The 20,496-nt window shown below is 59.7% G+C and carries 25 protein-coding genes; 9 read left to right on the plus strand and 16 right to left on the minus strand.

The features are described from left to right. Positions 1-26: 26 nt before the first annotated feature. Positions 27-1,928 carry a potassium transporter Kup gene (locus tag KGB25_RS14370; protein WP_223414436.1) on the minus strand — a complete coding sequence of 634 codons (1,902 nt, stop codon included), beginning with the start codon at positions 1,926-1,928 and terminating at the stop codon, positions 27-29. 287 nt (positions 1,929-2,215) lie between these two features. Here KGB25_RS14370 and rimO point away from each other — a divergent pair, with 287 nt between their 5' ends. From rimO to tsaA, 6 genes are all read left to right on the plus strand, one after another. Continuing rightward, positions 2,216-3,553, plus strand: a complete 1,338-nt coding sequence (rimO, locus tag KGB25_RS14375; RefSeq protein ID WP_008030039.1) for a 30S ribosomal protein S12 methylthiotransferase RimO — start codon at positions 2,216-2,218, stop codon at positions 3,551-3,553. Positions 3,554-3,666: 113 nt separating this feature from the next. After that, entirely contained in the window at positions 3,667-4,140 is a 474-nt protein-coding gene (locus tag KGB25_RS14380) for a GNAT family N-acetyltransferase (RefSeq protein ID WP_008030037.1), read from the plus strand. Positions 4,141-4,328: 188 nt separating this feature from the next. Further along, positions 4,329-5,039, plus strand: a complete 711-nt coding sequence (locus KGB25_RS14385; RefSeq protein ID WP_192228521.1) for an rRNA pseudouridine synthase — start codon at positions 4,329-4,331, stop codon at positions 5,037-5,039. A 75-nt stretch (positions 5,040-5,114) separates the two neighbouring features. Then, entirely contained in the window at positions 5,115-5,585 is a 471-nt protein-coding gene (locus tag KGB25_RS14390) for a DUF1456 family protein (protein WP_008030033.1), read from the plus strand. 209 nt (positions 5,586-5,794) lie between these two features. After that, complete coding sequence (locus tag KGB25_RS14395) at positions 5,795-6,565, plus strand: SDR family oxidoreductase (RefSeq protein ID WP_008039280.1); 771 nt, start codon at positions 5,795-5,797, stop codon at positions 6,563-6,565. 201 nt (positions 6,566-6,766) lie between these two features. After that, the gene (tsaA, locus tag KGB25_RS14400) at positions 6,767-7,465 is read left to right on the plus strand and encodes a tRNA (N6-threonylcarbamoyladenosine(37)-N6)-methyltransferase TrmO (protein WP_008039281.1); all 699 of its coding nucleotides are present in this window, start codon (positions 6,767-6,769) and stop codon (positions 7,463-7,465) included. A 185-nt stretch (positions 7,466-7,650) separates the two neighbouring features. Here tsaA and fpr read toward each other — a convergent pair whose 3' ends face one another. After that, positions 7,651-8,430, minus strand: coding sequence for a ferredoxin-NADP reductase (gene fpr, locus KGB25_RS14405; protein ID WP_003443014.1), 780 nt, complete (start codon positions 8,428-8,430; stop codon positions 7,651-7,653). Between the two features lie 122 nt (positions 8,431-8,552). On the opposite strand from fpr, the gene KGB25_RS14410 reads away from it, so the two are divergent. Further along, positions 8,553-9,479: a LysR family transcriptional regulator gene (locus tag KGB25_RS14410; RefSeq protein ID WP_008030029.1), complete on the plus strand. Its 927-nt coding sequence runs from the start codon at positions 8,553-8,555 to the stop codon at positions 9,477-9,479. On the opposite strand, the gene KGB25_RS14415 is transcribed toward KGB25_RS14410, so the two are convergent. The 3 genes from KGB25_RS14415 to KGB25_RS14425 form a co-directional block, all read right to left on the minus strand. Next, entirely contained in the window at positions 9,476-9,838 is a 363-nt protein-coding gene (locus tag KGB25_RS14415) for a diacylglycerol kinase (RefSeq protein WP_008030027.1), read from the minus strand. The two genes, KGB25_RS14410 and KGB25_RS14415, sit on opposite strands and share 4 nt — an antisense overlap. Positions 9,839-9,913: 75 nt before the next feature. Beyond that, the gene (gene erdR, locus KGB25_RS14420) at positions 9,914-10,564 is read right to left on the minus strand and encodes a response regulator transcription factor ErdR (protein WP_008039285.1); all 651 of its coding nucleotides are present in this window, start codon (positions 10,562-10,564) and stop codon (positions 9,914-9,916) included. A gap of 209 nt (positions 10,565-10,773) precedes the next feature. Beyond that, positions 10,774-11,517, minus strand: a complete 744-nt coding sequence (locus tag KGB25_RS14425) for a tRNA-uridine aminocarboxypropyltransferase (RefSeq protein WP_223435406.1) — start codon at positions 11,515-11,517, stop codon at positions 10,774-10,776. Positions 11,518-11,703: 186 nt separating this feature from the next. On the opposite strand from KGB25_RS14425, the gene KGB25_RS14430 reads away from it, so the two are divergent. Next, positions 11,704-12,132, plus strand: coding sequence for a PA3611 family quorum-sensing-regulated virulence factor (locus KGB25_RS14430; protein ID WP_008030019.1), 429 nt, complete (start codon positions 11,704-11,706; stop codon positions 12,130-12,132). Here KGB25_RS14430 and KGB25_RS14435 read toward each other — a convergent pair whose 3' ends face one another. Together KGB25_RS14435 and KGB25_RS30400 are read right to left on the minus strand one after the other, a co-directional pair. After that, positions 12,133-12,327: a hypothetical protein gene (locus tag KGB25_RS14435; RefSeq protein WP_008030018.1), complete on the minus strand. Its 195-nt coding sequence runs from the start codon at positions 12,325-12,327 to the stop codon at positions 12,133-12,135. Between the two features lie 108 nt (positions 12,328-12,435). Continuing rightward, positions 12,436-12,561, minus strand: coding sequence for a hypothetical protein (locus tag KGB25_RS30400; RefSeq protein ID WP_259331695.1), 126 nt, complete (start codon positions 12,559-12,561; stop codon positions 12,436-12,438). A 132-nt stretch (positions 12,562-12,693) separates the two neighbouring features. On the opposite strand from KGB25_RS30400, the gene KGB25_RS14440 reads away from it, so the two are divergent. Then, positions 12,694-13,812 carry a TIGR00730 family Rossman fold protein gene (locus tag KGB25_RS14440; RefSeq protein WP_008039292.1) on the plus strand — a complete coding sequence of 373 codons (1,119 nt, stop codon included), beginning with the start codon at positions 12,694-12,696 and terminating at the stop codon, positions 13,810-13,812. 45 nt (positions 13,813-13,857) lie between these two features. Here KGB25_RS14440 and recX read toward each other — a convergent pair whose 3' ends face one another. From recX to KGB25_RS14485, 9 genes are all read right to left on the minus strand, one after another. Then, positions 13,858-14,325: a recombination regulator RecX gene (gene recX / locus KGB25_RS14445; RefSeq protein WP_192228517.1), complete on the minus strand. Its 468-nt coding sequence runs from the start codon at positions 14,323-14,325 to the stop codon at positions 13,858-13,860. A gap of 8 nt (positions 14,326-14,333) precedes the next feature. After that, on the minus strand, positions 14,334-15,392 hold the full coding sequence (gene recA / locus KGB25_RS14450) for a recombinase RecA (protein WP_008030012.1): 1,059 nt from the start codon (positions 15,390-15,392) through the stop codon (positions 14,334-14,336). A gap of 83 nt (positions 15,393-15,475) precedes the next feature. Next, the gene (locus KGB25_RS14455; RefSeq protein ID WP_008039294.1) at positions 15,476-15,976 is read right to left on the minus strand and encodes a CinA family protein; all 501 of its coding nucleotides are present in this window, start codon (positions 15,974-15,976) and stop codon (positions 15,476-15,478) included. 79 nt (positions 15,977-16,055) lie between these two features. Then, a complete protein-coding gene (locus KGB25_RS14460; RefSeq protein WP_223435408.1) occupies positions 16,056-16,592 on the minus strand; it encodes a lysis system i-spanin subunit Rz in 537 nt (178 codons plus the stop codon). After that, positions 16,574-17,137, minus strand: a complete 564-nt coding sequence (locus tag KGB25_RS14465) for a glycoside hydrolase family 19 protein (protein WP_192228514.1) — start codon at positions 17,135-17,137, stop codon at positions 16,574-16,576. The genes KGB25_RS14460 and KGB25_RS14465 overlap by 19 nt, the downstream gene beginning before the upstream one ends. Before the next feature lie 60 nt (positions 17,138-17,197). After that, on the minus strand, positions 17,198-18,211 hold the full coding sequence (locus KGB25_RS14470; protein WP_008039296.1) for a hypothetical protein: 1,014 nt from the start codon (positions 18,209-18,211) through the stop codon (positions 17,198-17,200). Positions 18,212-18,220: 9 nt separating this feature from the next. Next, positions 18,221-18,433 (minus strand): tail protein X, encoded by a 213-nt coding sequence (locus KGB25_RS14475; RefSeq protein WP_223435413.1) that lies wholly within the window; start codon positions 18,431-18,433, stop codon positions 18,221-18,223. Beyond that, positions 18,426-18,809, minus strand: coding sequence for a phage tail protein (locus tag KGB25_RS14480; RefSeq protein WP_207285798.1), 384 nt, complete (start codon positions 18,807-18,809; stop codon positions 18,426-18,428). The genes KGB25_RS14475 and KGB25_RS14480 overlap by 8 nt, the downstream gene beginning before the upstream one ends. Next, the gene (locus KGB25_RS14485; protein WP_223435414.1) at positions 18,809-20,410 is read right to left on the minus strand and encodes a glycine zipper domain-containing protein; all 1,602 of its coding nucleotides are present in this window, start codon (positions 20,408-20,410) and stop codon (positions 18,809-18,811) included. The genes KGB25_RS14480 and KGB25_RS14485 overlap by 1 nt, the downstream gene beginning before the upstream one ends. Positions 20,411-20,496: the final 86 nt, after the last annotated feature.

Here is a 20,496-nt window from a genome sequence, read left to right on the forward strand (position 1 = left end):
AACGGGGGCTTTTTGATGTCGCGGGATTACATCTCGACCTGCGTCCCCAGCTCAATCACCCGGTTCAGCGGCAGATTAAAGAACCGCAAATTGCCATTCGCATTCTTCAACATGAACGCAAACAACGCCTCGCGCCAGCGCGCCATTCCCTCAAGCTTCGAGGCGATGACCGTCTCGCGACTGAGGAAGTAGGTGGTGCGCATCGGGCTGAAGTCGAGGTCATCGAGATGGCACAGCTTCAGCGCTTGCGGCACGTCCGGCTCGTCGATAAAGCCAAAGTGCAGGATCACCCGGAAGAACCCTTCGCCGTGGGATTCCACCTCGAAGCGCCGTGTCGTCGGTACTCGCGGGATGTCTTCGTACACCACCGTCAGCAGCACCACTTGCTCGTGCAGCACCTGGTTATGCAACAAGTTGTGCAACAACGCGTGGGGTACGGCGTCTGGCCGCGCGGTGAGGAACACGGCGGTGCCCTGGACGCGATGCGGCGGTTGCACGGCGATACTGCTGATGAAAATCGGCAGCGGCAGCCCGCCTTCGTCCATGCGCTCCACCAACAGTTGTTTGCCGCGCTTCCAGGTCGTCATCAGCACGAACAGCGCAATACCGGCGATCACCGGGAAGGCCCCGCCCTGTACGATTTTCGGCACGTTGGCGGCGAAGTACACGCCATCGACCAGCAAAAATCCCAACAGGACCGGCACCGCAAGGACCGGTGGCCATTTCCATAGCAGCAGTATCACTGCCGACACCAGAATGCTGGTCATCAGCATGGTCCCGGTCACCGCAACGCCATAAGCCGAGGCCAGGGCGCCGGAAGATTCGAAACCCAGCACCAGCAGGACCACGCCGACCATCAGCGCCCAGTTCACCGCACCGATGTAGATCTGGCCTTGCTCGGCGCTGGAGGTGTGCTGGATGTGCATGCGCGGAATGTAGCCGAGCTGGATCGCCTGGCGGGTCAGGGAGAACGCGCCGGAAATCACCGCTTGCGAAGCAATCACCGTGGCCAGGGTCGACAGGCCGACCAGGGGAATCAACGCCCAGCTTGGCGCCAACAGATAAAACGGGTTGCGCGCCGCTTCCGGGTCACCGAGCAGCAAGGCGCCCTGGCCGAAGTAGTTCAGCACCAGCGCCGGCAGCACGAGGATGAACCAGGCGCGGGCAATCGGCTTGCGCCCGAAGTGGCCCATGTCGGCGTACAGCGCTTCGGCGCCGGTCAACGCCAGCACCACCGCGCCGAGGATCGCCACGCCCATGCCCGGGTGAACGATGAAGAAGCGCACGCCCCAGACCGGGTTCATCGCTTGCAACACTTCCGGATGCTGCATGATGCCGTAGACGCCCAGTGCGCCCAGGACCAGGAACCAGGTGACCATGATCGGCCCGAACAGGATGCCGATTCGCGCGGTGCCGTGGCTCTGGATCAAAAACAGCGCCACCAGCACGATCAACGACAGCGGCACCACCCAATGGTCGATGCCTTCGAAGGCCAGCCCGAGACCTTCAATCGCCGAAAGCACGGAGATCGCCGGAGTGATCATGCTGTCGCCATAGAACAGCGCCGCGCCGATCAGCCCGCAGACCACCAGCAACGTGCGCAACCTCTTGTGCCCCGCCGCTGCCCGCCGCGCCAGCGCGGTCAACGCCATGATCCCGCCTTCGCCCTGGTTGTCGGCGCGCAGGACAAACATCATGTACTTGATCGAGACGACCCAGATCAGCGACCAGAAGATCAGCGCCAGGATGCCCAACACGCCGTCATGGTTGACCGGTACGCCGTAACCACCGGAAAACACTTCTTTGAGGGTATACAGCGGGCTCGTGCCGATATCGCCGTAAACCACCCCGACCGCCGCGACCAGCATACCGATCGGCTTCGCCGCCGAATGCTCGGCACCCGCCGCCTGACTACTTGCCTGACCCATCCAACACTCCTACTACCCAGACCGGACTTCTTGGAAGAAGCACTATGCTTTGTCACGCAGCATGCGCTGTTTTACATGACGTTACAGACGTTTTGTTGACTGTAAAAAATCGGTAACGCGTAACGGCGCGAAGCATAGCGCAGCACTCGTCGTATTTCCCTCCATAAAGCTGGTCAAGTGCGTCTCTCATCGCTAGAATTGCGCACTTTTTGATCAGAGGCGCAACAAGCGCCCGTCTGTCGCCTTGCCGTCTTCGGCTGGAGGCGTCACAAATACCGAGGTTAGACATGTCCACCACTCCTGCGCCGGCCAATCCAAAGGTTGGCTTCGTATCCCTGGGTTGCCCCAAAGCACTGGTCGACTCCGAGCGCATCCTTACCCAGCTGCGCATGGAAGGTTATGACGTTGTGTCCACTTATCAGGACGCCGATGTCGTGGTGGTCAACACCTGCGGTTTCATCGACTCGGCCAAGGCAGAATCTTTGGAAGTGATCGGCGAAGCCATCAAGGAAAACGGCAAGGTCATCGTGACCGGCTGCATGGGCGTCGAAGAAGGCAACATCCGCAACGTGCACCCGAGCGTGCTGGCCGTGACCGGTCCGCAGCAGTACGAGCAAGTGGTCAACGCCGTGCACGACGTCGTGCCGCCGCGTCAGGATCACAACCCGCTGATCGACCTGGTACCGCCGCAAGGCATCAAGCTGACCCCGCGCCACTATGCGTACCTGAAGATTTCCGAAGGCTGCAACCACAGCTGCAGCTTCTGCATCATCCCGTCGATGCGCGGCAAGCTGGTCAGCCGTCCGGTCGGTGACGTGCTCGACGAGGCCCAGCGCCTGGTCAAGGCCGGCGTCAAAGAGCTGTTGGTGATCTCGCAAGACACCAGCGCCTACGGCGTCGACGTGAAGTACCGCACCGGTTTCTGGAACGGCGCGCCGGTGAAAACCCGCATGACCGAACTCTGCGAAGCCCTGAGCACCCTCGGCGTCTGGGTTCGCTTGCACTACGTTTACCCGTACCCGCACGTCGACGAGCTGATCCCGCTGATGGCCGCCGGCAAGATCCTGCCGTACCTGGACATCCCGTTCCAGCACGCCAGCCCGAAAGTCCTGAAGTCGATGAAACGCCCGGCGTTCGAAGACAAGACCCTGGCGCGCATCAAGAACTGGCGCGAGATCTGCCCGGACCTGATCATCCGTTCGACCTTCATCGTCGGCTTCCCGGGCGAAACCGAAGAAGACTTCCAGTACCTGCTGAACTGGCTGACCGAAGCCCAGCTCGACCGCGTCGGCTGCTTCCAGTACTCGCCGGTCGAAGGCGCACCGGCCAACGACCTGGACCTGGACATCGTCCCGGACGACGTCAAGCAAGACCGTTGGGACCGCTTCATGGCCCACCAGCAAGCCATCAGCTCGGCACGCCTGCAAATGCGCGTCGGTCGTGAAATCGAAGTGCTGGTCGATGAAGTCGACGAGCAAGGCGCGGTTGGCCGTTGCTTCTTCGATGCCCCGGAAATCGACGGCAACGTGTTCATCGACAACGGCAGCAACCTGAAACCGGGCGACAAAGTCTGGTGCAAGGTCACCGACGCCGACGAATACGACCTGTGGGCTGAACAGATCTAAACGCAAAAAATACGAAAAGCCCTGCTCTCTTGACGAGATGCGGGGCTTTTTTACGTCTATCGTTTTGTGGGAGAAAGGACTCGCGCCATCCACTGCAAAAGGGGCATTCGGCCATGCGCCAACATTCGGTCATCCACACGCCGAAACAGAGCGACTACCAGGAACTGACTCGGGTCTGGGAAGACTCGGTGCGCGCCACCCATGACTTTCTGCCGGACAGTTACATCGAACTGCTGAAGAATCTTGTGCTGACGCGCTACCTCGACGCGGTGATGCTGATCTGTACCAAAGACTCGCGCCAGCGCATCACCGGGTTCGCCGGCGTGGCAGCGGGCAAAGTCGAAATGCTCTTCATCGACCCGGCCCACCGTGGCCAGGGCCTGGGCAAGCAGTTGCTGCGTTATGCCATGGAACACCTGAACGCCGATGAGCTGGACGTCAACGAGCAGAACCCGCAGGCGCTGGGGTTCTACTTCAAACAGGGCTTTGAGGTGATCGGCCGCACCGAGCATGACGGTATGGGGCAGCCTTATCCGTTGTTGCATATGCGGCTGCGCCAAACCCGGCAACAGTCGAGCAACGGCTGACCGGTGTAGGAGCCGGCTTGCCGGCGATGGACCCGAACGATAACGCGTCCTTTCTGGATAAACGCGGTGTTCCGACCTCCATCGCTGGCAAGCCAGCTCCTACAAATAGCTGTACGGCGTAAATGGAGCCGGGATTAACCGGCGCCCAGCAGGTACAATGCCCACCCCTTTTTTGTTACGGCCCTGTCATGACTGACCCGATACGTCTCTCCAAACGCCTCATCGAACTCGTCGGCTGTTCCCGTCGGGAGGCTGAGCTGTTCATCGAGGGCGGCTGGGTCACCGTGGACGGCGAAGTCATCGACGAGCCGCAGTTCAAGGTCGACACCCAGAAAGTCGAGCTCGACCCGCAGGCCCAGGCCACCGCGCCAGAGCCGGTGACCATCCTGTTCAACGTGCCGGCAGGCATGGACGCGGATACGGCCATGGCCACCATCAGCGCCGAAACCCTGAGCGAAGAACATCGCTTCAGCAAACGTCCGCTCAAGGGCCATTTCCAGCGCCTGACCGCCAGCACCGACCTGCAGGCCAACGCCAGCGGTCTGCTGGTGTTCACCCAGGACTGGAAGATCCTGCGCAAACTCACCGCCGATTCCGCGAAAATCGAGCAAGAGTATGTGGTCGAGGTTGAAGGCGAGATGGTGGCTCACGGCCTCAACCGCCTGAACCATGGCCTCACCTACAAGGGCAAGGAACTGCCGCCGGTCAAGGCCAGCTGGCAGAACGAAAACCGCCTGCGTTTTGCGATGAAGAACCCACAACCGGGCGTGATTGCCCTGTTCTGCCAGGCCGTCGGCCTGAAGGTCGTCGCCATCCGCCGCATCCGCATCGGCGGCGTGTCCATCGGCAAAGTGCCGTTGGGCCAATGGCGCTACCTGTCCGGCAAAGAGAAGTTCTAAGACTTTTCACGCCGCCACACATTCTGGCGCCGCGGTTTATGCGGCGCCCACTGCCGACTATCAGGATTGCACACCATGATTCATAACGACGTACTGCGCAGCGTGCGCTACATGCTCGACATCAGCGACAAGAAAGTCATCGAGATCATCAAGCTCGGCGGCATGGACGTGTCCCTGGAAGCCCTGCTGACCTACCTCGACAAGAAAGAAGAGGACGAGGAAGGCTTCGTACGCTGCCCGGACGAGGTCATGGCGCATTTCCTCGACGGCCTGGTGATCTTCAAGCGCGGCAAGGACGAAAGCCGTCCGCCGCAGCCAATCGAAGTGCCGGTGACCAACAACATCATCCTGAAAAAACTGCGCGTGGCCTTCGAGCTGAAAGAAGACGACATGCACGCGATCCTCAAGGCCGCCGAGTTCCCGGTGTCCAAGCCTGAGCTGAGCGCGCTGTTCCGCAAGTTCGGCCACACCAATTATCGCCCGTGCGGCGACCAGTTGCTGCGCAACTTCCTCAAGGGCCTGACCCTGCGCGTTCGCCCGCAGTAACCCCCACAGACCTTGGGCCACCACCGCCCCCTGTAGGAACCAGCTTGCTGGCGATGGCGATTTTGAGGACGCCATCGCCGGCAAGCCGGCTCCTACAGGGGTGGCAGTAGCCGAAGGCTCTATAGACCTTCATTCCGCGCAAAAATAGTGGCTCCGCTTCCAGCGGCTGACGACTAGGGTGTATGCACCCTCAGCTCTCAGGATTCGCCATGCACCCGTACTTTTCCCTGCAAGGCCGCACCGCTCTGGTGACCGGCGGCACCCGTGGTATCGGCAAAATGATCGCCAAGGCCTATGTCGAGGCCGGCGCCACCGTGTACGTCTGCGCGCGCGATGCCGAAGCGTGTCAGCAAACGGCTGACGAGTTGAGCGCCTTCGGAACGTGCCACGCGGTGGCCGCCAACCTGGCCACTGAAGAAGGTGTGCTGCAACTGGTCACGGGGTTGGCCGAGCAGATCACCCATCTGGATATCCTGGTGAACAACGCTGGCACCACCTGGGGGGCGCCGCTCGAGAGCTATCCGGTCAAGGGCTGGGAAAAGGTCATGCAGCTCAACGTGACGTCGGTGTTCAACTGCATCCAGCAGTTCTTGCCGCTGCTGCGCAAGGCCGGGTCAGAAGCCAATCCGGCGCGGATCATCAACATCGGCTCGGTGGCGGGGATTTCTTCCTTCGGCGAACAGGCTTATGCCTACGGGCCGAGCAAGGCGGCCCTGCATCAATTGTCGCGGATTCTGGCGCGGGAACTGGTGAGCCAGCACATCAACGTCAATGTGATCGCGCCGGGGCGCTTTCCGAGCAAGATGACCCAGCACATAGGGAACGATGAGCAGGCGCTGGCGGAGGATACGGCGTTGATTCCGATGAAGCGCTGGGGTCGGGAGGAAGAGATGGCGGCGTTGGCGATCAGTCTGGCGAGTACGGCGGGGGCTTACATGACCGGGAATATTATTCCTCTTGATGGTGGGTTCAGTCTCTAGATCGGCGGTGCGGCCTTCGCGGGCAAGCCTCGCTCCTACAGGTTCTTTGGCGTACACAAACTCTGTGTTCGCTCGAGAACCCTGTAGGAGCGAGTGGTGCGGCAGTCCGACTTGCCCGCGAATAGGCCCGCTCAGCCACCACCAGTCTTGAGGCCCGTCGGGGTATCATGCTCGCCTCAATCCTGCTTCGACCCTAAACCAATGACCTACAGCGTTTCCCCCATCGGCTTCGTGCGCTCCTGTTTCAAGGAGAAGTTCGCCATCCCGCGCCAGCCGCAACTGGCACCCGCCGCTCGCGGCGTGCTGGAACTGGTGGCGCCGTTCGATCAGGGCGACGCAGTGCAGGGTCTGGAGCAGGTCAGCCACGTCTGGCTGCTGTTCCTTTTTCATCAGGCCCTGGAAGAAAAGCCACGCCTGAAAGTCCGCCCGCCTCGCCTCGGCGGCAACAAATCCATGGGCGTGTTCGCCACCCGCGCGACGCACCGGCCCAACGGCATCGGCCAATCCGTGGTGAAGCTGGACAAGGTCGAAGCCAATCGCCTGTGGATATCCGGCATCGACTTGCTGGATGGCACACCGATTCTCGACATCAAACCCTACGTGCCTTATGCCGACATCATCGACACGGCGTCCAATAGCATCGCCAGCGCTGCGCCGCAGCTGATTCCCGTGCAGTGGACGGACTCGGCGTTGCAACAGGCGCATGGGCACGCTCAGCGGCTGGAAGAGCCTTTAGTGGAGCTGGTTGAGCAGTGCTTGGCGCAAGATCCGCGGCCGGCTTATCAGACGCCCGCGCCTGAGCGGGAATATGGGGCGCAATTCTGGGATGTGGATGTGCGGTGGCACTATCCGACGCCGGATTCGATCTGCGTCCTTGAGGTCATTCCCGCACAGGTTTAAACGCCAGAAACGAAAAAGCCCGCATGACCTTCTCGGGTCATGCGGGCTTTTCTATGCGCTACATATCTACTGTAGGAGCTGGCTTGCCAGCGATGGTCGTTAACGATAACGCATGTTTACCGGGGTAAACGCGGTGCATTCAAGTCCATCGCCGGCAAGCCGGCTCCTACACAAGTGACCTTCGGTCACTTTTCGACGAACGCACGCTCGATCAGGTAATCACCCGGCTCGCGCATCCGCGGCGAAACTTTCAGGCCGAAGCTGTTCAGCACTTCGCTGGTTTCGTCGAGCATGCTCGGGCTGCCGCACAGCATGGCGCGGTCGTCCTGCGGGTTGATCGGTGGCAGGCCGATGTCGCTGAACAGCTTGCCGCTGCGCATCAGGTCGGTCAGGCGACCTTCGTTCTCGAACGGCTCGCGGGTCACGGTCGGGTAGTAGATCAACTTGTCACGCAGGGCCTCGCCGAAGAATTCGTTCTGCGGCAGGTGCTCGGTGATGAATTCGCGGTAGGCGACTTCGTTGACGTAACGTACGCCGTGGCACAGGATCACTTTTTCGAAACGCTCGTAGGTTTCCGGGTCCTGGATGACGCTCATGAATGGCGCCAGACCGGTACCGGTGCTGAGCAGGTACAAATGTTTGCCAGGCTTCAAGTCGTCCAGTACCAGCGTGCCCGTAGGCTTCTTGCTGATGATGATCTCGTCGCCTTCCTTCAGGTGCTGCAACTGGGAAGTCAGCGGGCCATCAGGCACCTTGATGCTGAAGAACTCGAGATGCTCTTCCCAGTTCGGGCTGGCAATCGAGTAAGCGCGCATGAGCGGCCGGCCGTTGGGCTGTTGCAGGCCGATCATCACGAACTGACCGTTCTCGAAGCGCAGGCCCGGATCGCGGGTGCACTTGAAGCTGAACAGAGTGTCGTTCCAGTGGTGAACACTGAGGACACGCTCGTGGTTCATGTTGCTCATGTACGTGGGACTCCTGGAGATTTTGCCTGCGCCTGTGGTCTGCGCAATTGCATCGCATTCTAATGGCAGCGACAATATCTGTTAAATGGATTATTAAGATAAGGGTTATCGGTTATATCGATATGCGATTTACTCTCCGTCAACTTCAAGTCTTCGTCGCCGTCGCCCAGCAGGAAAGCGTATCCCGTGCTGCGGGCCTGCTCAACCTGTCGCAATCGGCGGCAAGCACTTCAATCACCGAACTGGAGCGCCAGTCCAGCTGCCAGCTGTTCGACCGCGCCGGTAAACGGCTGAGCCTCAACGCCCTCGGCAAGCAATTGTTGCCGCAAGCGGTGGCGTTGCTCGACCAGGCCAAGGAAATCGAAGACCTGCTCAACGGCAAATCCGGTTTCGGCTCGCTGGCGGTCGGCGCGACCCTCACGATCGGCAACTACCTGGCTACGCTGCTGATCGGCAGCTTCATGCAGCGCCACCCGGAAAGCCAGGTGAAGCTGCACGTGCAAAACACTGCCAACATCGTGCAACAAGTTGCGCATTATGAAATTGATCTGGGTCTAATCGAAGGCGACTGCAGCCATCCGGACATCGAAGTGCAGAGTTGGGTCGAGGATGAGCTGGTGGTGTTCTGCGCGCCGCAGCATCCGCTGGCCCTGCGCGGCACGGCGACCATGGAAGAACTGAGCCACGAGGCGTGGATTCTGCGTGAGCAAGGCTCGGGCACGCGCCTGACCTTCGATCAGGCCATGCGTCATCATCGCAGCGCGTTGAATATCCGCCTGGAGCTGGAACACACCGAAGCGATCAAGCGCGCGGTGGAATCAGGATTGGGGATTGGCTGCATTTCACGGCTGGCACTGCGCGACGCGTTTCGCCGCGGCAGCCTGGTGCCGGTGGAGACGCCGGATCTCGATCTGGCGCGGCAGTTCTATTTCATCTGGCACAAACAGAAATTTCAGACGCCGGCGATGCGCGAATTCCTCGACCTGTGCCGCGCTTTCACCGCCGGGGTTCAGCGCAGCGACGAGATCGTGCTGCCCACCATCGCTTAAAGCAGGATCACCGCCCACACCAGCGCGATCATGGTCAACGCCACCAACTGCGCGGCGCTGCCCATGTCCTTGGCGTTCTTGGACAGTGGGTGCAGCTCCAGGGAAATGCGGTCGATGGCCGCTTCCACCGCTGAATTGAGCAACTCGACGATCAACGCCAACAAGCAGACGGCTATCAACAGCGCCTGCTCAACACGGCTGACGTTCAAAAAGAACGAAATCGGAATCAGGATGACATTGAGCAACACCAGTTGCCGAAAAGCCGCTTCGCCGGTGAAGGCTGCGCGCAGGCCGTCCAGCGAGTAACCGGAAGCGTTAAGGATGCGTTTCAGGCCGGTCTGGCCTTTGAAAGGGGACATAAAAGTGGCAACTGACCAAAAAGGAGTGGGAAAGCTAGATCAACCAAAGTCAAAAAAGCGTGAAGACGCCAACCTTCAGTGGCTTGAAATTGACTCAAGTTGTTGCAGGAGCAACGCCGCCTGGGTTCGGGTCCGTACATTCAGCTTACGGAAAATCGCCGTGACGTGGGCTTTGATCGTCGCTTCGGACACGCTCAGTTCGTAGGCAATCTGTTTGTTCAGCAGGCCTTCGCAGACCATGGTCAGCACCCGGAACTGCTGCGGTGTCAGGCTGGCGAGGCCTTCACTGGCGGCCTTGGCTTCATCGGAAACGCTGACCGCTTCGAACGCCTGAGGCGGCCAGAACACATCGCCATCCAGTACCGAACGTACGGCTTTCTGGATCACGCTCAGGTCACTCGATTTAGGAATGAAACCGCTGGCACCGAACTCACGGGACTTGACCATGATCGAGGCTTCTTCCTGGGCCGACACCATCACCACCGGAATTTGCGGGTACTGACCACGCAGCAGCACCAGCCCGGAAAAACCGTAGGCGCCCGGCATGTTCAGGTCCAGCAACACCAGGTCCCAGTCGGATTTTTCGTCGAGGCGGGTTTCCAGCTCGGCGATGCTCGCCACTTCCACCAGACGGACGTCCGGGCCAAGGCCCAGGGTCAACGCTTGATGCAAGGCGCTACGAAAAAGAGGGTGGTCATCGGCAATCAGGATTTCGTATGTGGCCATTTTTCAAATGATCCTGTTCTTCTAACAGCTCAAGGCGCAGCCACGGAGCTGCACCAACAGGGCACGTTCAACGCCAATGACGTGGCAATCACGTAAAGAATACGGCGTCTGAAACTACAGCCGCGCCCCAATCGGCGCCAAGCATGCCCAGCGAAACCGGGGTGGTCAAGGTGCCTGGCCGCTACAGTTCTTTGCAGTATGGGCGACAATCAGGCCGTGACGACGGCCGTTTTCGGTACGAAAGGCATCAGCTCGGCATGTGCCGGTGTTGCGACGTTCATTTCCAGCTGATGCTTGGCATCGAGGTAATGTTGGCTGAACACGTCGAAATAAGCGTCCAGTGCCGACGCGGCGTCGACATCGCCCGCCAGATCGAGGCACAACGCCGCCACTTCCGCCGTGCACAAATGCTCGCTGCGAGTCGACCGGCGCAGACGATAGCGCGACAGCTTCTCGGGCAGCAGGCTCAGGATCGGCAATGTTTCAAAATACGGGCTTTTGCGGAAAATCTTCCGGGCTTCGGTCCAGGTCGCGTCCAGCAGAATGAACAGCGGTCGCTTGCTGCTATCCACCTCGACGGTGTTGGTCACGCGCTCAGGTTCGACGTACTCGCCCGGAAACACCAGATACGGCTGCCATTGCGGGTCGGCGAGCAACGCCAGCAGCTGCGGGTCGGTTTCCGTGCGCGACCAGATGAACGCATGGTTGTCGCGCACCACATCGGCGATCAGCCACCCCGTGTTACTCGGTTTGAACACTTCCTTGTTGGTCATGATCAGGCACACGCCCGAGCGGGTCTCGACCTGCGGACGCCAGGCACACAGGCAATGGCTCTCGATCACGCGGCAGGCACGGCAACGCGTCGCCCTCCAGCCTCGGGCCTGAATCGGCTTGATGCCCTCCTCTTCGCGCTGGTCGCGCAAGCGGGCTACGGCGTTGGGGGCGTGGTTCATCGTGGGCAACACCGGCAGACAGGAAAACTCGACACGAACGGCACTCAGGGCGATAAAGGCCGGCAGTTTACCAGAGCGGCCGGCACAAGCCTGTACCGTCCAGACGGGCTCCCCTATAATTCGCCGCCAATGAACGCACAGCCCTGTGGCTGGTCGAACCACCAGTCACCGAACCAGGAGAGTTTCATGCTGCGCCTTATCGTTCCCACCGCTGCCATCCTGCTGGCGTCGTCCTTCAGCGCTCAGGCTGCGTCCTTGAGTGAGCAGAATCTCAACAGAGAGCTGCGAAACGTCGCCGCACAAAGCAGCGTCGGCACGCCACGGGCGATCAACGAAGACATTCTCGATCAGGGCTACACCGCCGAAGGCAATGTTCTGATCAACCACTTGAGCGTGCAAAGCAGCCACGCCAACAAGATGCGGGCTGATCCGAAAGCGGTGTACTTCCAGCTTGGCGCTTCCGTCTGCAGAAACGAGGGGTTCCGCAAGCTGATGAAGAAGGGCGCGATCATGCGTTACGACTTTACCGAGGTGAAAACCAATCGCGCGGTCGGCTCCGCCAGCTTCGAGGAATCGGATTGCCCGAAAGCCACGCCGCCGGCAAAGAAAAAGTAATCAATGGGAATTGGCGCGCCGCTGTTCATCCTCGGCGCGCAGTTCGGCCAACAACGCCTGTAAATAGCGCGAACGCCGCTCGGCTCCCTCCAGACGCCGGCAACACTCCTCTTCGAGACTCAAATGATTGGTCTCAGCCGATGACTTCAATAATCGATACAGTTGCGTATCGATCTCCAGAATGACTCTGGCCATAGCATCCCGCCTCCTTGCACTTCGCCCTTGCTTGAGCGACAAAATCCTTGAACCGCTTGTACCGTGCGCCCTGCCTTTGACGCAAAGCTGTCGTGTCACGTCTGTAATTTAGTAAATCAGAGTGCCGGACACTTGGCGCAGGTTCAGACGAGCGGTGAAATCACCTTGCAAATCGTCAATAAGCGGTTGCCAGGAAAGACTTTGCAGCGCAATGATCAAGTCAGCGAAAACCATCTAGAGGGTCTAGATTCATAGTGTTCCCGTTCACTTTTCAGGGCAGAAAAGGGGCTGCCTGGTTTGCGTTTTCCGATGCGAATGTTTCTTTCATCCAAAGGAACAACAGAGCCTGTACGGAAGGAGAAGTTGATGCCTTACCAACCGAATGACCTCCTCAGCCGTCATTTCGAAGAAAGCGGCCACGACCTCATCAGCAAGGTCGAAGAGCAACTCAACCTGGTTTCACCCAACAGCCCGAACATCCCGATCTACCGCGACATGATCCTGACCGTGCTGCGCATGGCCCAGGACGATCACAACCGCTGGAATGCCAAGATCACCCTGCAAGCCCTGCGCGAACTCGAACACGCCTTCCGTGTGCTCGAACAGTTTCGCGGACGGCGCAAAGTCACGGTATTCGGCTCGGCCCGCACACCGATAGAACACCCGTTGTATGGCCTGGCCAGAGAACTCGGCGCCGCACTGGCGCGCTCCGACCTGATGGTGATCACCGGCGCAGGCGGCGGCATCATGGCGGCCGCCCACGAAGGTGCCGGCCTTGAACACAGCCTGGGATTCAACATCACCCTGCCCTTCGAGCAGCATGCGAATCCCACCGTGAACGGCACCACCAACTTGCTGCCGTTCCACTTTTTCTTTACCCGCAAGCTGTTCTTCGTCAAGGAAGCCGATGCGCTGGTTTTGTGCCCTGGCGGTTTCGGCACCCTTGATGAAGCGCTGGAAGTGCTGACACTGATTCAAACCGGTAAAAGCCCGCTGGTACCGGTGGTGCTGCTGGACGCTCCAGGTGGCACGTTCTGGCAAGGCGCACTGGATTTCATCCGCAATCAACTGGAGGAGAACCGCTACATCCTGCCGACCGACATGAAGCTGGTGAGCCTGGTCTACAACGCCGAGGAGGCGGTTGAGCAGATCAATCAGTTCTACAGCAACTTCCACTCCAGCCGCTGGCTCAAGCATCAGTTCGTGATCCGCATGAACCACAAACTCAGTGATGCTGCGCTCGAGCACATGCAACAAGCGTTCGCCGACCTGTGCCTGAGCGATCACTTCCATCAGCATGCCTACAGCGGCGAGGAGCACGACGAACCGCAGTTCAGCCACCTCGCTCGCCTGGCCTTCACCTTTAACGCCCGTGATCATGGACGACTGCGCGAACTGGTGGACTACATCAACCTGCCGGAAAACTGGGCGCAGTCCAAACCCCAGGCGCAACAACGCACGCGGGAACCGTCAAAGGTTACGTGAGGCAAAAAAAAACGGCCCGCTATCGAAATAGCGGGCCGTTTTTGTTTAATCATCCATTCCTCGACCGCTGAACAAGCGGTTGATCATTTCCATGGAATACCCCCGATAAGCGAGGAACCGCCCTTGCTTGGCGCGTTCCCGAGCGTCTATCGGTAAATGCCCGGCAAACTTGCGCCGCCAGGTATCTTCCAGTTGTTCCTGCCAGTTGATACCGCTCTCACGCAGTGCGAGTTCGATGTCATTGCGTTGCAGGCCACGCTGGCTCAACTCTTCGCGAATACGCAAAGGGCCATAGCCGGAACGGGAACGGTAGGAAACGAAGCTTTCGAGGTAACGGGATTCGGACAACAGGCCCTCTTCCGTCAAGCGGTCGAGTGCTGTGTCGATCATTTCAGGGAGAGCGCCGCGCTGACGCAGTTTACGCGTCAGCTCGACCCGACCGTGCTCGCGTCGCGCGAGCAGGTCCATTGCGGTTCGCCGCACCGCGACGAGTGTATCGAGTACGGCGGTCATCGGATCAATCAGATATCAGCGTCAGCCAGGTCATCTTCAGTCTCTTTGACCGCAGAAGCTTTGGATTCCGCTACCGATGACGGAGACAGCAACTTGTCACGCAATTGCTTCTCAAGTTTCGCCGCGATTTCCGGGTTGTCCGCCAGGAACTTGGCCGAGTTGGCCTTGCCCTGACCGATCTTGGTGCCTTCGTAGGCATACCAGGCACCGGACTTCTCGACGAAACCGTGCAGAACACCCAGGTCGATCATCTCACCGTTCAGGTAGATGCCCTTGCCGTAAAGAATCTGGAACTCGGCCTGACGGAACGGCGAAGCGACCTTGTTCTTCACAACCTTGACGCGGGTTTCGCTACCGACGACTTCATCACCTTCTTTCACCGCGCCAGTACGACGGATGTCCAGACGAACCGAAGCGTAGAACTTCAGCGCGTTACCACCGGTGGTGGTTTCCGGGCTGCCGAACATCACGCCGATTTTCATACGGATCTGGTTGATGAAGATCACCAGGCAGTTGGCGTTCTTGATGTTACCGGTGATTTTACGCAGCGCCTGGGACATCAGACGGGCTTGCAGGCCCACGTGCATGTCACCCATTTCGCCTTCGATTTCAGCCTTTGGAACCAGGGCGGCTACGGAGTCGACGATGATCACGTCAACCGCGTTGGAACGCACCAGCATGTCGGTGATTTCCAGGGCCTGCTCACCGGTGTCCGGCTGGGAAACCAGCAGGTCGTCGACGTTGACGCCGAGCTTGCCGGCGTATTCAGGATCGAGGGCGTGTTCGGCGTCGACGAATGCGCAGGTCGCGCCGGCTTTTTGAGCCTGGGCGATTACCGACAGTGTCAGCGTGGTTTTACCGGAGGATTCAGGACCGTAGATTTCAACGATACGGCCTTTTGGCAGACCGCCAATGCCGAGCGCGATGTCCAGACCCAGAGAGCCAGTGGAAATAGCCGGGATCGCCTGACGGTCCTGATCGCCCATACGCATTACGGCACCCTTGCCGAATTGACGTTCGATCTGACCCAGGGCCGCAGCCAAGGCTTTCTTCTTGTTGTCGTCCATTAAAGTCCTCACGTAATCAATAAGGCCTGACGGCCAACACCTGTATAAGTAGCCAGTATTATTCCACAGCGATTCAGGATCGCCTACCCCTGATTTGAGATTTCTCCCGAGGCATGGCGCAGCAGCCCCTCTAGCGCGGCCTTCACCGTTTGTCGGCGGACCTCATCGCGGTTGCCGGGGAAGTGCTGCACCTCGCTGAACACCCGCTCCCCCACCCCCCAGGCCAGCCAGACCGTGCCGACCGGCTTGTTCGGCGAACCGCCATCCGGCCCCGCCACACCGCTGACCGCCACGGCAAAATACGCCCGGCTTTTTTCCTGGGCGCCACGGACCATGGCCTCGACCACTTCGCGACTGACCGCCCCCACCGTCGCAAACAACCCGACCGGGACATTCAGTTGCTCGGTCTTCTGCCGGTTGGAGTACGTCACATAACCGGCCTCGAACCACGCCGAACTCCCCGGAATCCGGGTGATCGCCTCGCAAATGCCGCCGCCGGTACAGGATTCGGCTGCGGTGACGTGAGCATTGAGAAGCTGCAGGCGTCTGCCCAGTTCAGCGGCCAGTTGGGTGATTTCTTTCACGGTCATCTCCTGAGCGGGCGGAATGGGACTACCGTACACGAGCGGATCACGCTTGCAAGTTACAGGATCGATCAAAATGTTAGCGACCGAGCGCCCTGATATAGGCCTGACAGGCCTGCAACGCAATCAGTGCACGGTCGCCGGCGTCGGTGATGGCGATAATTCGTTGAGCATGCGCCGGGTCAAGTCGGGCTCGAACGGCACCATGATCCACGTTGCCGGTGCTGGCGGCGGTTGGCACTGCACAGGCTGAGGCAGCGTCATGGGCATCGAGGAGGACTGACAGCCGCACATCAGCAGTGGCAAGACGATCGCGCAAGCGACCTTGATCACGTTGGGCATCGCTAAGCGCTCGATAATGGGTTTGTTCGCTGGCCGATAGCCGCTGTTCCAGCGCCAGCCGTTTATCCTGCTCGGTCTGTTGTCGAGTGGCGGCCGCCAGGGTCAGTTGGTTGAGCATCTCGGCGTGCGCCCTGGCCTGTTCCGCCAGTTGCCGCCCATAACGCCCATCCTGAAATCGCCAGGCCAGCGTTGCCGAGCCACCAGCCAACACAGCCAGCAACACAACAACGCCAACAACCCGCCACGACCCCGGGATCAAACCGAAGGCTGGCATAACACCGCCCTCGCCCGCGCCCAGAGTTGCAAACGATCCTGCAACCCGTTCAACCCCCCGTTGATCCGGCGGGTGATGCTGTTGAACTGGTCACGATCAGCCAGCTCGTTGAGGCCGTTTTGCCCCCAGAACCAGGCGGCGGATTCGGCGGCCCATTGCGGTTGCTCCAACAGTTCCGGCAACTGCAACAGACGCTCGTCGCCGAACAATCCGAGGCTGCACTGCTGGTAGTTATGGTGGCCGGTAATCTGGATCAGGCCACGGCCTCGGTACCTTTGGCCATCACCGTCGGGCATGGGTGTATTGCCCAAACGAACGGCCAGCGTGCCGGTGTCGTACTTGCTCAAATACTGATCACCGCCGAGTTCGCGCACATAGTGCAACTGCCCGGATTCGTGACCGACTTGCGCAAGGAAAGCGGCGCTGCGTTTGGGCGTGTTGATGTCATGGCCATCCATGGCGCTATTGAGAGCAGAAATGAAAACGCCCGCTTGGCTGCGGGCGTTGGGAAGTATTTGCTGTAATTGCAGGACAGTAAGCGGCATGAGTGATGTTCCGTTCGCCATTGATCCGCCAGACCGGCGCCAGTGCATTTGATTGCGTTATTACGTGGCATCCGGACACTTCGCCTCGATCATGCAGCGATAGCTTTGATATTTGTCACCGCTGGCAATGACCTTTTCGATCGACCAGTACCCGCGCAGGAAATCCGGCCAGGACTGGTCGAGCAACAAGACACCCTCGGCGGACAGCGCCGGATTACCCGGGCAACTGATTTTCACCTTGAGCTTTTCACGCAGCAATTTGCGCACTTCACCCTCGCCGATATCCCTGGCCTCCGCTTCATTCTGGCAGAGCCGACCGATGACCTTGAACGGCGCGCTACCGGTTTCAATCACCCGCACCACCCCCGCTGCCGCGTCCCACCAACTCGTCTTGCAGCCCTGGTTTTTCGCCCGGACGGAGTCATCGAGCGTGGCGGAAATGAAGGCGCGATCGCCGGGTCGATTGTTGGTGGTCACCGACAGTTTCACCTGGGGCAACACCTTGCCCGACAGTGACTTGGTCTGACTTGGGAGCGCCAGCACATACAGCTCATTCATCGGTTTGGCGATGGCCTTGTATATGCCGGCGAGGCGAGTCAAAAACGCCATGTCACTTTCGTTGGACTGATCGATGTGGTCGATTTTTTTCAGTGCCAGTTGGGGTGCCACCCGTGGCGAAAAACCATGCCGCTCAGCGATCTCGCGAAACAGCGCACCCAGGGTGGTCGGCCCATGACTGGCCGATCGACGCTGCAGGAAGCCGGTCTTGTCATCGGCACTGAACGGCGCTGCGGTTGCCACCAGCGTCAAGCGCAGCGGGAACAACGTCGGCGTCAGGCGAGACACCGTGAACTGGCCCTTATCCACCAGACTGGACTCCGCGTAACCGACCTTCAGGCCAATCTTGCCGCCCAGGATCGGCAGCCCCTCAAGCCCTTCCAGATCGAGCGTCAATGTCAATTGATCGGACTCGGTACCGGCGGCATCAATGTGCTCCCAACTGATCAGGCGCTTGTTGATCAAGTCCTTATTGGCCCCATAAATCTCTACCTCTGGCGTAAAACCCAATGCCATGAAACCTCCTTAATCCCACGCGGAAACCGGCGTGGTCACAACGGGTTGTGAGTCAATTTCCGGCAGGACTACCCAGACTCCCGCGGGCAGTACCGGCCCCTGTTCCGCCAGTGCAGGGTTCAGCTGCCACAGTGCCTCTTCGACGGCATCGTCACAGCGACTCAGTTCGCGGTACAGCAACAGGTTCACCGAATCACCGGCCACACTTCGAACTCTACGCATGGATGAACTCCGACAGGTCTATTGCCCAACCGACGACCATCGCCGTGCCGTCATCGATGATCACGCTTTGGGTTTCCGTCACCGTGTTGATTCGCCAAAGCCCCCAGTTGCGTCCGATGCCATCCACCAACGGCACCGGCTTGCGCTGTTCCTGCAACGTGCGCAGTTCATCGAGCCGCTCCATGGCCACCGCGTACATCGACGTCCCTGTAATCTTCATCGTTTGGGCTTTTTGCCCGGTCTGACTGGATTTCGGCTTGCCGGTCACAATGTCCAGTTCCACCCAGCCACCGTCCGATGTGTGCACGATGTTGTGGTAGGCGAAGTTGCGGGACAGGCCGAAAATGAAACTGCCCAGGATCATTTGCTGGCGCATTACCTGCCTCCATCGGTCAGGGCCGCACCACGTCGGGTGGCGAGGGCGTTGGTGGACATCAGTGGAACAAACTCGCCGTGGAACTGCGTTTGCAGCTGCTGCGCCACGATCGTCCGGATGTGCTCGGAGCTCTCCCCACCGGTGCAGGTGACCTGAATCGACGGTGAGTAATTGATCTGCTGGTTTTGTGTCGGCGCGCTGGTCAGTTCTTTACTGACCTGATCAGGAGCACCGAGCTGATCGGAAGGTGTGGCCAGTTTTTCCCCCAGCCAGGATCCGGTGATACCACCGAGAAAACCTCCGATGGCCGTGCCCACGCCTGGCAATATCAGGGTGCCTAGCGCGGCGCCAACATAAGAACCGGCCATCATCCCGGCGGAGGAAGCGATGGCTTTGGTATCACCATTGGCGACACCTTGCGCGAGATCGACCCCGGCGCCGAGCACGTTCCGCCTTGGTGCTTTTTTAGGGAGCAACGTGCCGACCTTGGCCACTTTGCCGAGCAACGGGCTGGCCTGCCCGGAGCCCGAGAACGACACCAGACTTTGAGCCTCGGCAATTACAGGCCTGACGGTCCGAGACTGCACAGTGACCTCGATTGGCGATTGATCCTTGGCACTGCTGCGCCCCCCGGCCTTGCCTCGTTTGGCGTCCCGGGATTGCTTACGCGCCTGATCCCCTGTGTACCCAAGACTGTCTTTCGTTTGTTTTTCCGGGGGTGGATCTTTTTTGGCCTGATCGACGTCGCGATTGTCCTCGCTGATCAGCTTGCCCAAGCCGAACGGGATTTTCGGCGCACCACGTTTGATAATTTTTTTGGCAACGTTGGTCAGCGCTTCGGTTGCAACGGCAGCGCCCACGACAGAGGCGATAGAACCCAACGCAACCGCAACGCCTGCCAACACGGTGGCAAGCGTGGAATTGTTCTCGGCAAACGTACCGAGCTTGTCGACTTGAACGGAAAGCGACGTCAGCGGACCGGAAATGTCCGGAGTCACTGCGCGGCCCAATCTGCTGAAACTTGCACTCAAGGCATCGCTGCCGGTTTTCGAAGGGGTCCCCGTGTCTTGGGCGGATTGCGCTTTCGCGACGTTGCCTTCGAGGTTCGAAGTCGCAACAGGCGCGTTATCGGACTTCAGTTGATCGGCTGCGCTGTTGTCGCGCGGGCTCGCCGTTGCGATTTGTTTCGGCGTCGTGCCCGCGGCCCCTCCGGCCTCGCCGCTACCGGGAACAATCCCACGGAAGTCAGCTGCACTGACATTCAGGCTTACGGTGCCCAAGTGGTGGGTCACGTCATTCGCCGCGATGCCAGGGAGACTGGATTGTGCCTCGCTGTCCGCGACAGGCTCCTCTGCGCCCCACTTGAGTACAGATCGTGTGGAAGACAATAGCGCTGTCAGCGACATCAGCACTTCACCCAGCTTGTTCTGCCCCGCGGTCAGTAATCGGATGTCCAGGCTGACTGTGTTCAGTGCCTGGTTGAGCTGCGCCAATGGGGCCATTAAACCGGCCAATCCGAGAGTTGCCACTCCGGCGCCCACTGTTAGCGATCCAACGCTATTGGCCGTCACACTGGCCAGTGAATATTGACTGTCTGCCATCCCCCTCTACTCCTGTTTGACGCCAAGGCGAGTGATCGCAATGTCGTAGCGGCGCAAGGCCTTGCCGACGTCCCATTCCAGAATGT

Origin of the sequence: Pseudomonas sp. BF-RE-21 (genome assembly GCF_019947305.1) — a bacterium.
Classification (GTDB): Bacteria; Pseudomonadota; Gammaproteobacteria; order Pseudomonadales; family Pseudomonadaceae; genus Aquipseudomonas; species Aquipseudomonas migulae.

Coding starts and splice junctions, on each gene's coding strand:
- recX (WP_192228517.1), bottom strand. CDS start 14,325: ATGACCGCCGTACTCGATACACTCGTCGCGGTGCGGCGAACCGCAATG.
- KGB25_RS14460 (WP_223435408.1), bottom strand. CDS start 16,592: ATGCCAGCCTTCGGTTTGATCCCGGGGTCGTGGCGGGTTGTTGGCGTT.
- KGB25_RS14465 (WP_192228514.1), bottom strand. CDS start 17,137: ATGCCGCTTACTGTCCTGCAATTACAGCAAATACTTCCCAACGCCCGC.
- recA (WP_008030012.1), bottom strand. CDS start 15,392: ATGGACGACAACAAGAAGAAAGCCTTGGCTGCGGCCCTGGGTCAGATC.
- KGB25_RS14415 (WP_008030027.1), bottom strand. CDS start 9,838: ATGTCCCCTTTCAAAGGCCAGACCGGCCTGAAACGCATCCTTAACGCT.
- KGB25_RS14470 (WP_008039296.1), bottom strand. CDS start 18,211: ATGGCATTGGGTTTTACGCCAGAGGTAGAGATTTATGGGGCCAATAAG.
- KGB25_RS14410 (WP_008030029.1), top strand. CDS start 8,553: ATGCGATTTACTCTCCGTCAACTTCAAGTCTTCGTCGCCGTCGCCCAG.
- KGB25_RS14440 (WP_008039292.1), top strand. CDS start 12,694: ATGCCTTACCAACCGAATGACCTCCTCAGCCGTCATTTCGAAGAAAGC.
- KGB25_RS14485 (WP_223435414.1), bottom strand. CDS start 20,410: ATGGCAGACAGTCAATATTCACTGGCCAGTGTGACGGCCAATAGCGTT.
- KGB25_RS14385 (WP_192228521.1), top strand. CDS start 4,329: ATGACTGACCCGATACGTCTCTCCAAACGCCTCATCGAACTCGTCGGC.
- KGB25_RS14370 (WP_223414436.1), bottom strand. CDS start 1,928: ATGGGTCAGGCAAGTAGTCAGGCGGCGGGTGCCGAGCATTCGGCGGCG.
- KGB25_RS14430 (WP_008030019.1), top strand. CDS start 11,704: ATGCTGCGCCTTATCGTTCCCACCGCTGCCATCCTGCTGGCGTCGTCC.
- KGB25_RS30400 (WP_259331695.1), bottom strand. CDS start 12,561: ATGGTTTTCGCTGACTTGATCATTGCGCTGCAAAGTCTTTCCTGGCAA.
- KGB25_RS14435 (WP_008030018.1), bottom strand. CDS start 12,327: ATGGCCAGAGTCATTCTGGAGATCGATACGCAACTGTATCGATTATTG.
- rimO (WP_008030039.1), top strand. CDS start 2,216: ATGTCCACCACTCCTGCGCCGGCCAATCCAAAGGTTGGCTTCGTATCC.
- KGB25_RS14380 (WP_008030037.1), top strand. CDS start 3,667: ATGCGCCAACATTCGGTCATCCACACGCCGAAACAGAGCGACTACCAG.
- KGB25_RS14480 (WP_207285798.1), bottom strand. CDS start 18,809: ATGCGCCAGCAAATGATCCTGGGCAGTTTCATTTTCGGCCTGTCCCGC.
- tsaA (WP_008039281.1), top strand. CDS start 6,767: ATGACCTACAGCGTTTCCCCCATCGGCTTCGTGCGCTCCTGTTTCAAG.
- fpr (WP_003443014.1), bottom strand. CDS start 8,430: ATGAGCAACATGAACCACGAGCGTGTCCTCAGTGTTCACCACTGGAAC.
- KGB25_RS14390 (WP_008030033.1), top strand. CDS start 5,115: ATGATTCATAACGACGTACTGCGCAGCGTGCGCTACATGCTCGACATC.
- KGB25_RS14475 (WP_223435413.1), bottom strand. CDS start 18,433: ATGCGTAGAGTTCGAAGTGTGGCCGGTGATTCGGTGAACCTGTTGCTG.
- erdR (WP_008039285.1), bottom strand. CDS start 10,564: ATGGCCACATACGAAATCCTGATTGCCGATGACCACCCTCTTTTTCGT.
- KGB25_RS14395 (WP_008039280.1), top strand. CDS start 5,795: ATGCACCCGTACTTTTCCCTGCAAGGCCGCACCGCTCTGGTGACCGGC.
- KGB25_RS14425 (WP_223435406.1), bottom strand. CDS start 11,517: ATGAACCACGCCCCCAACGCCGTAGCCCGCTTGCGCGACCAGCGCGAA.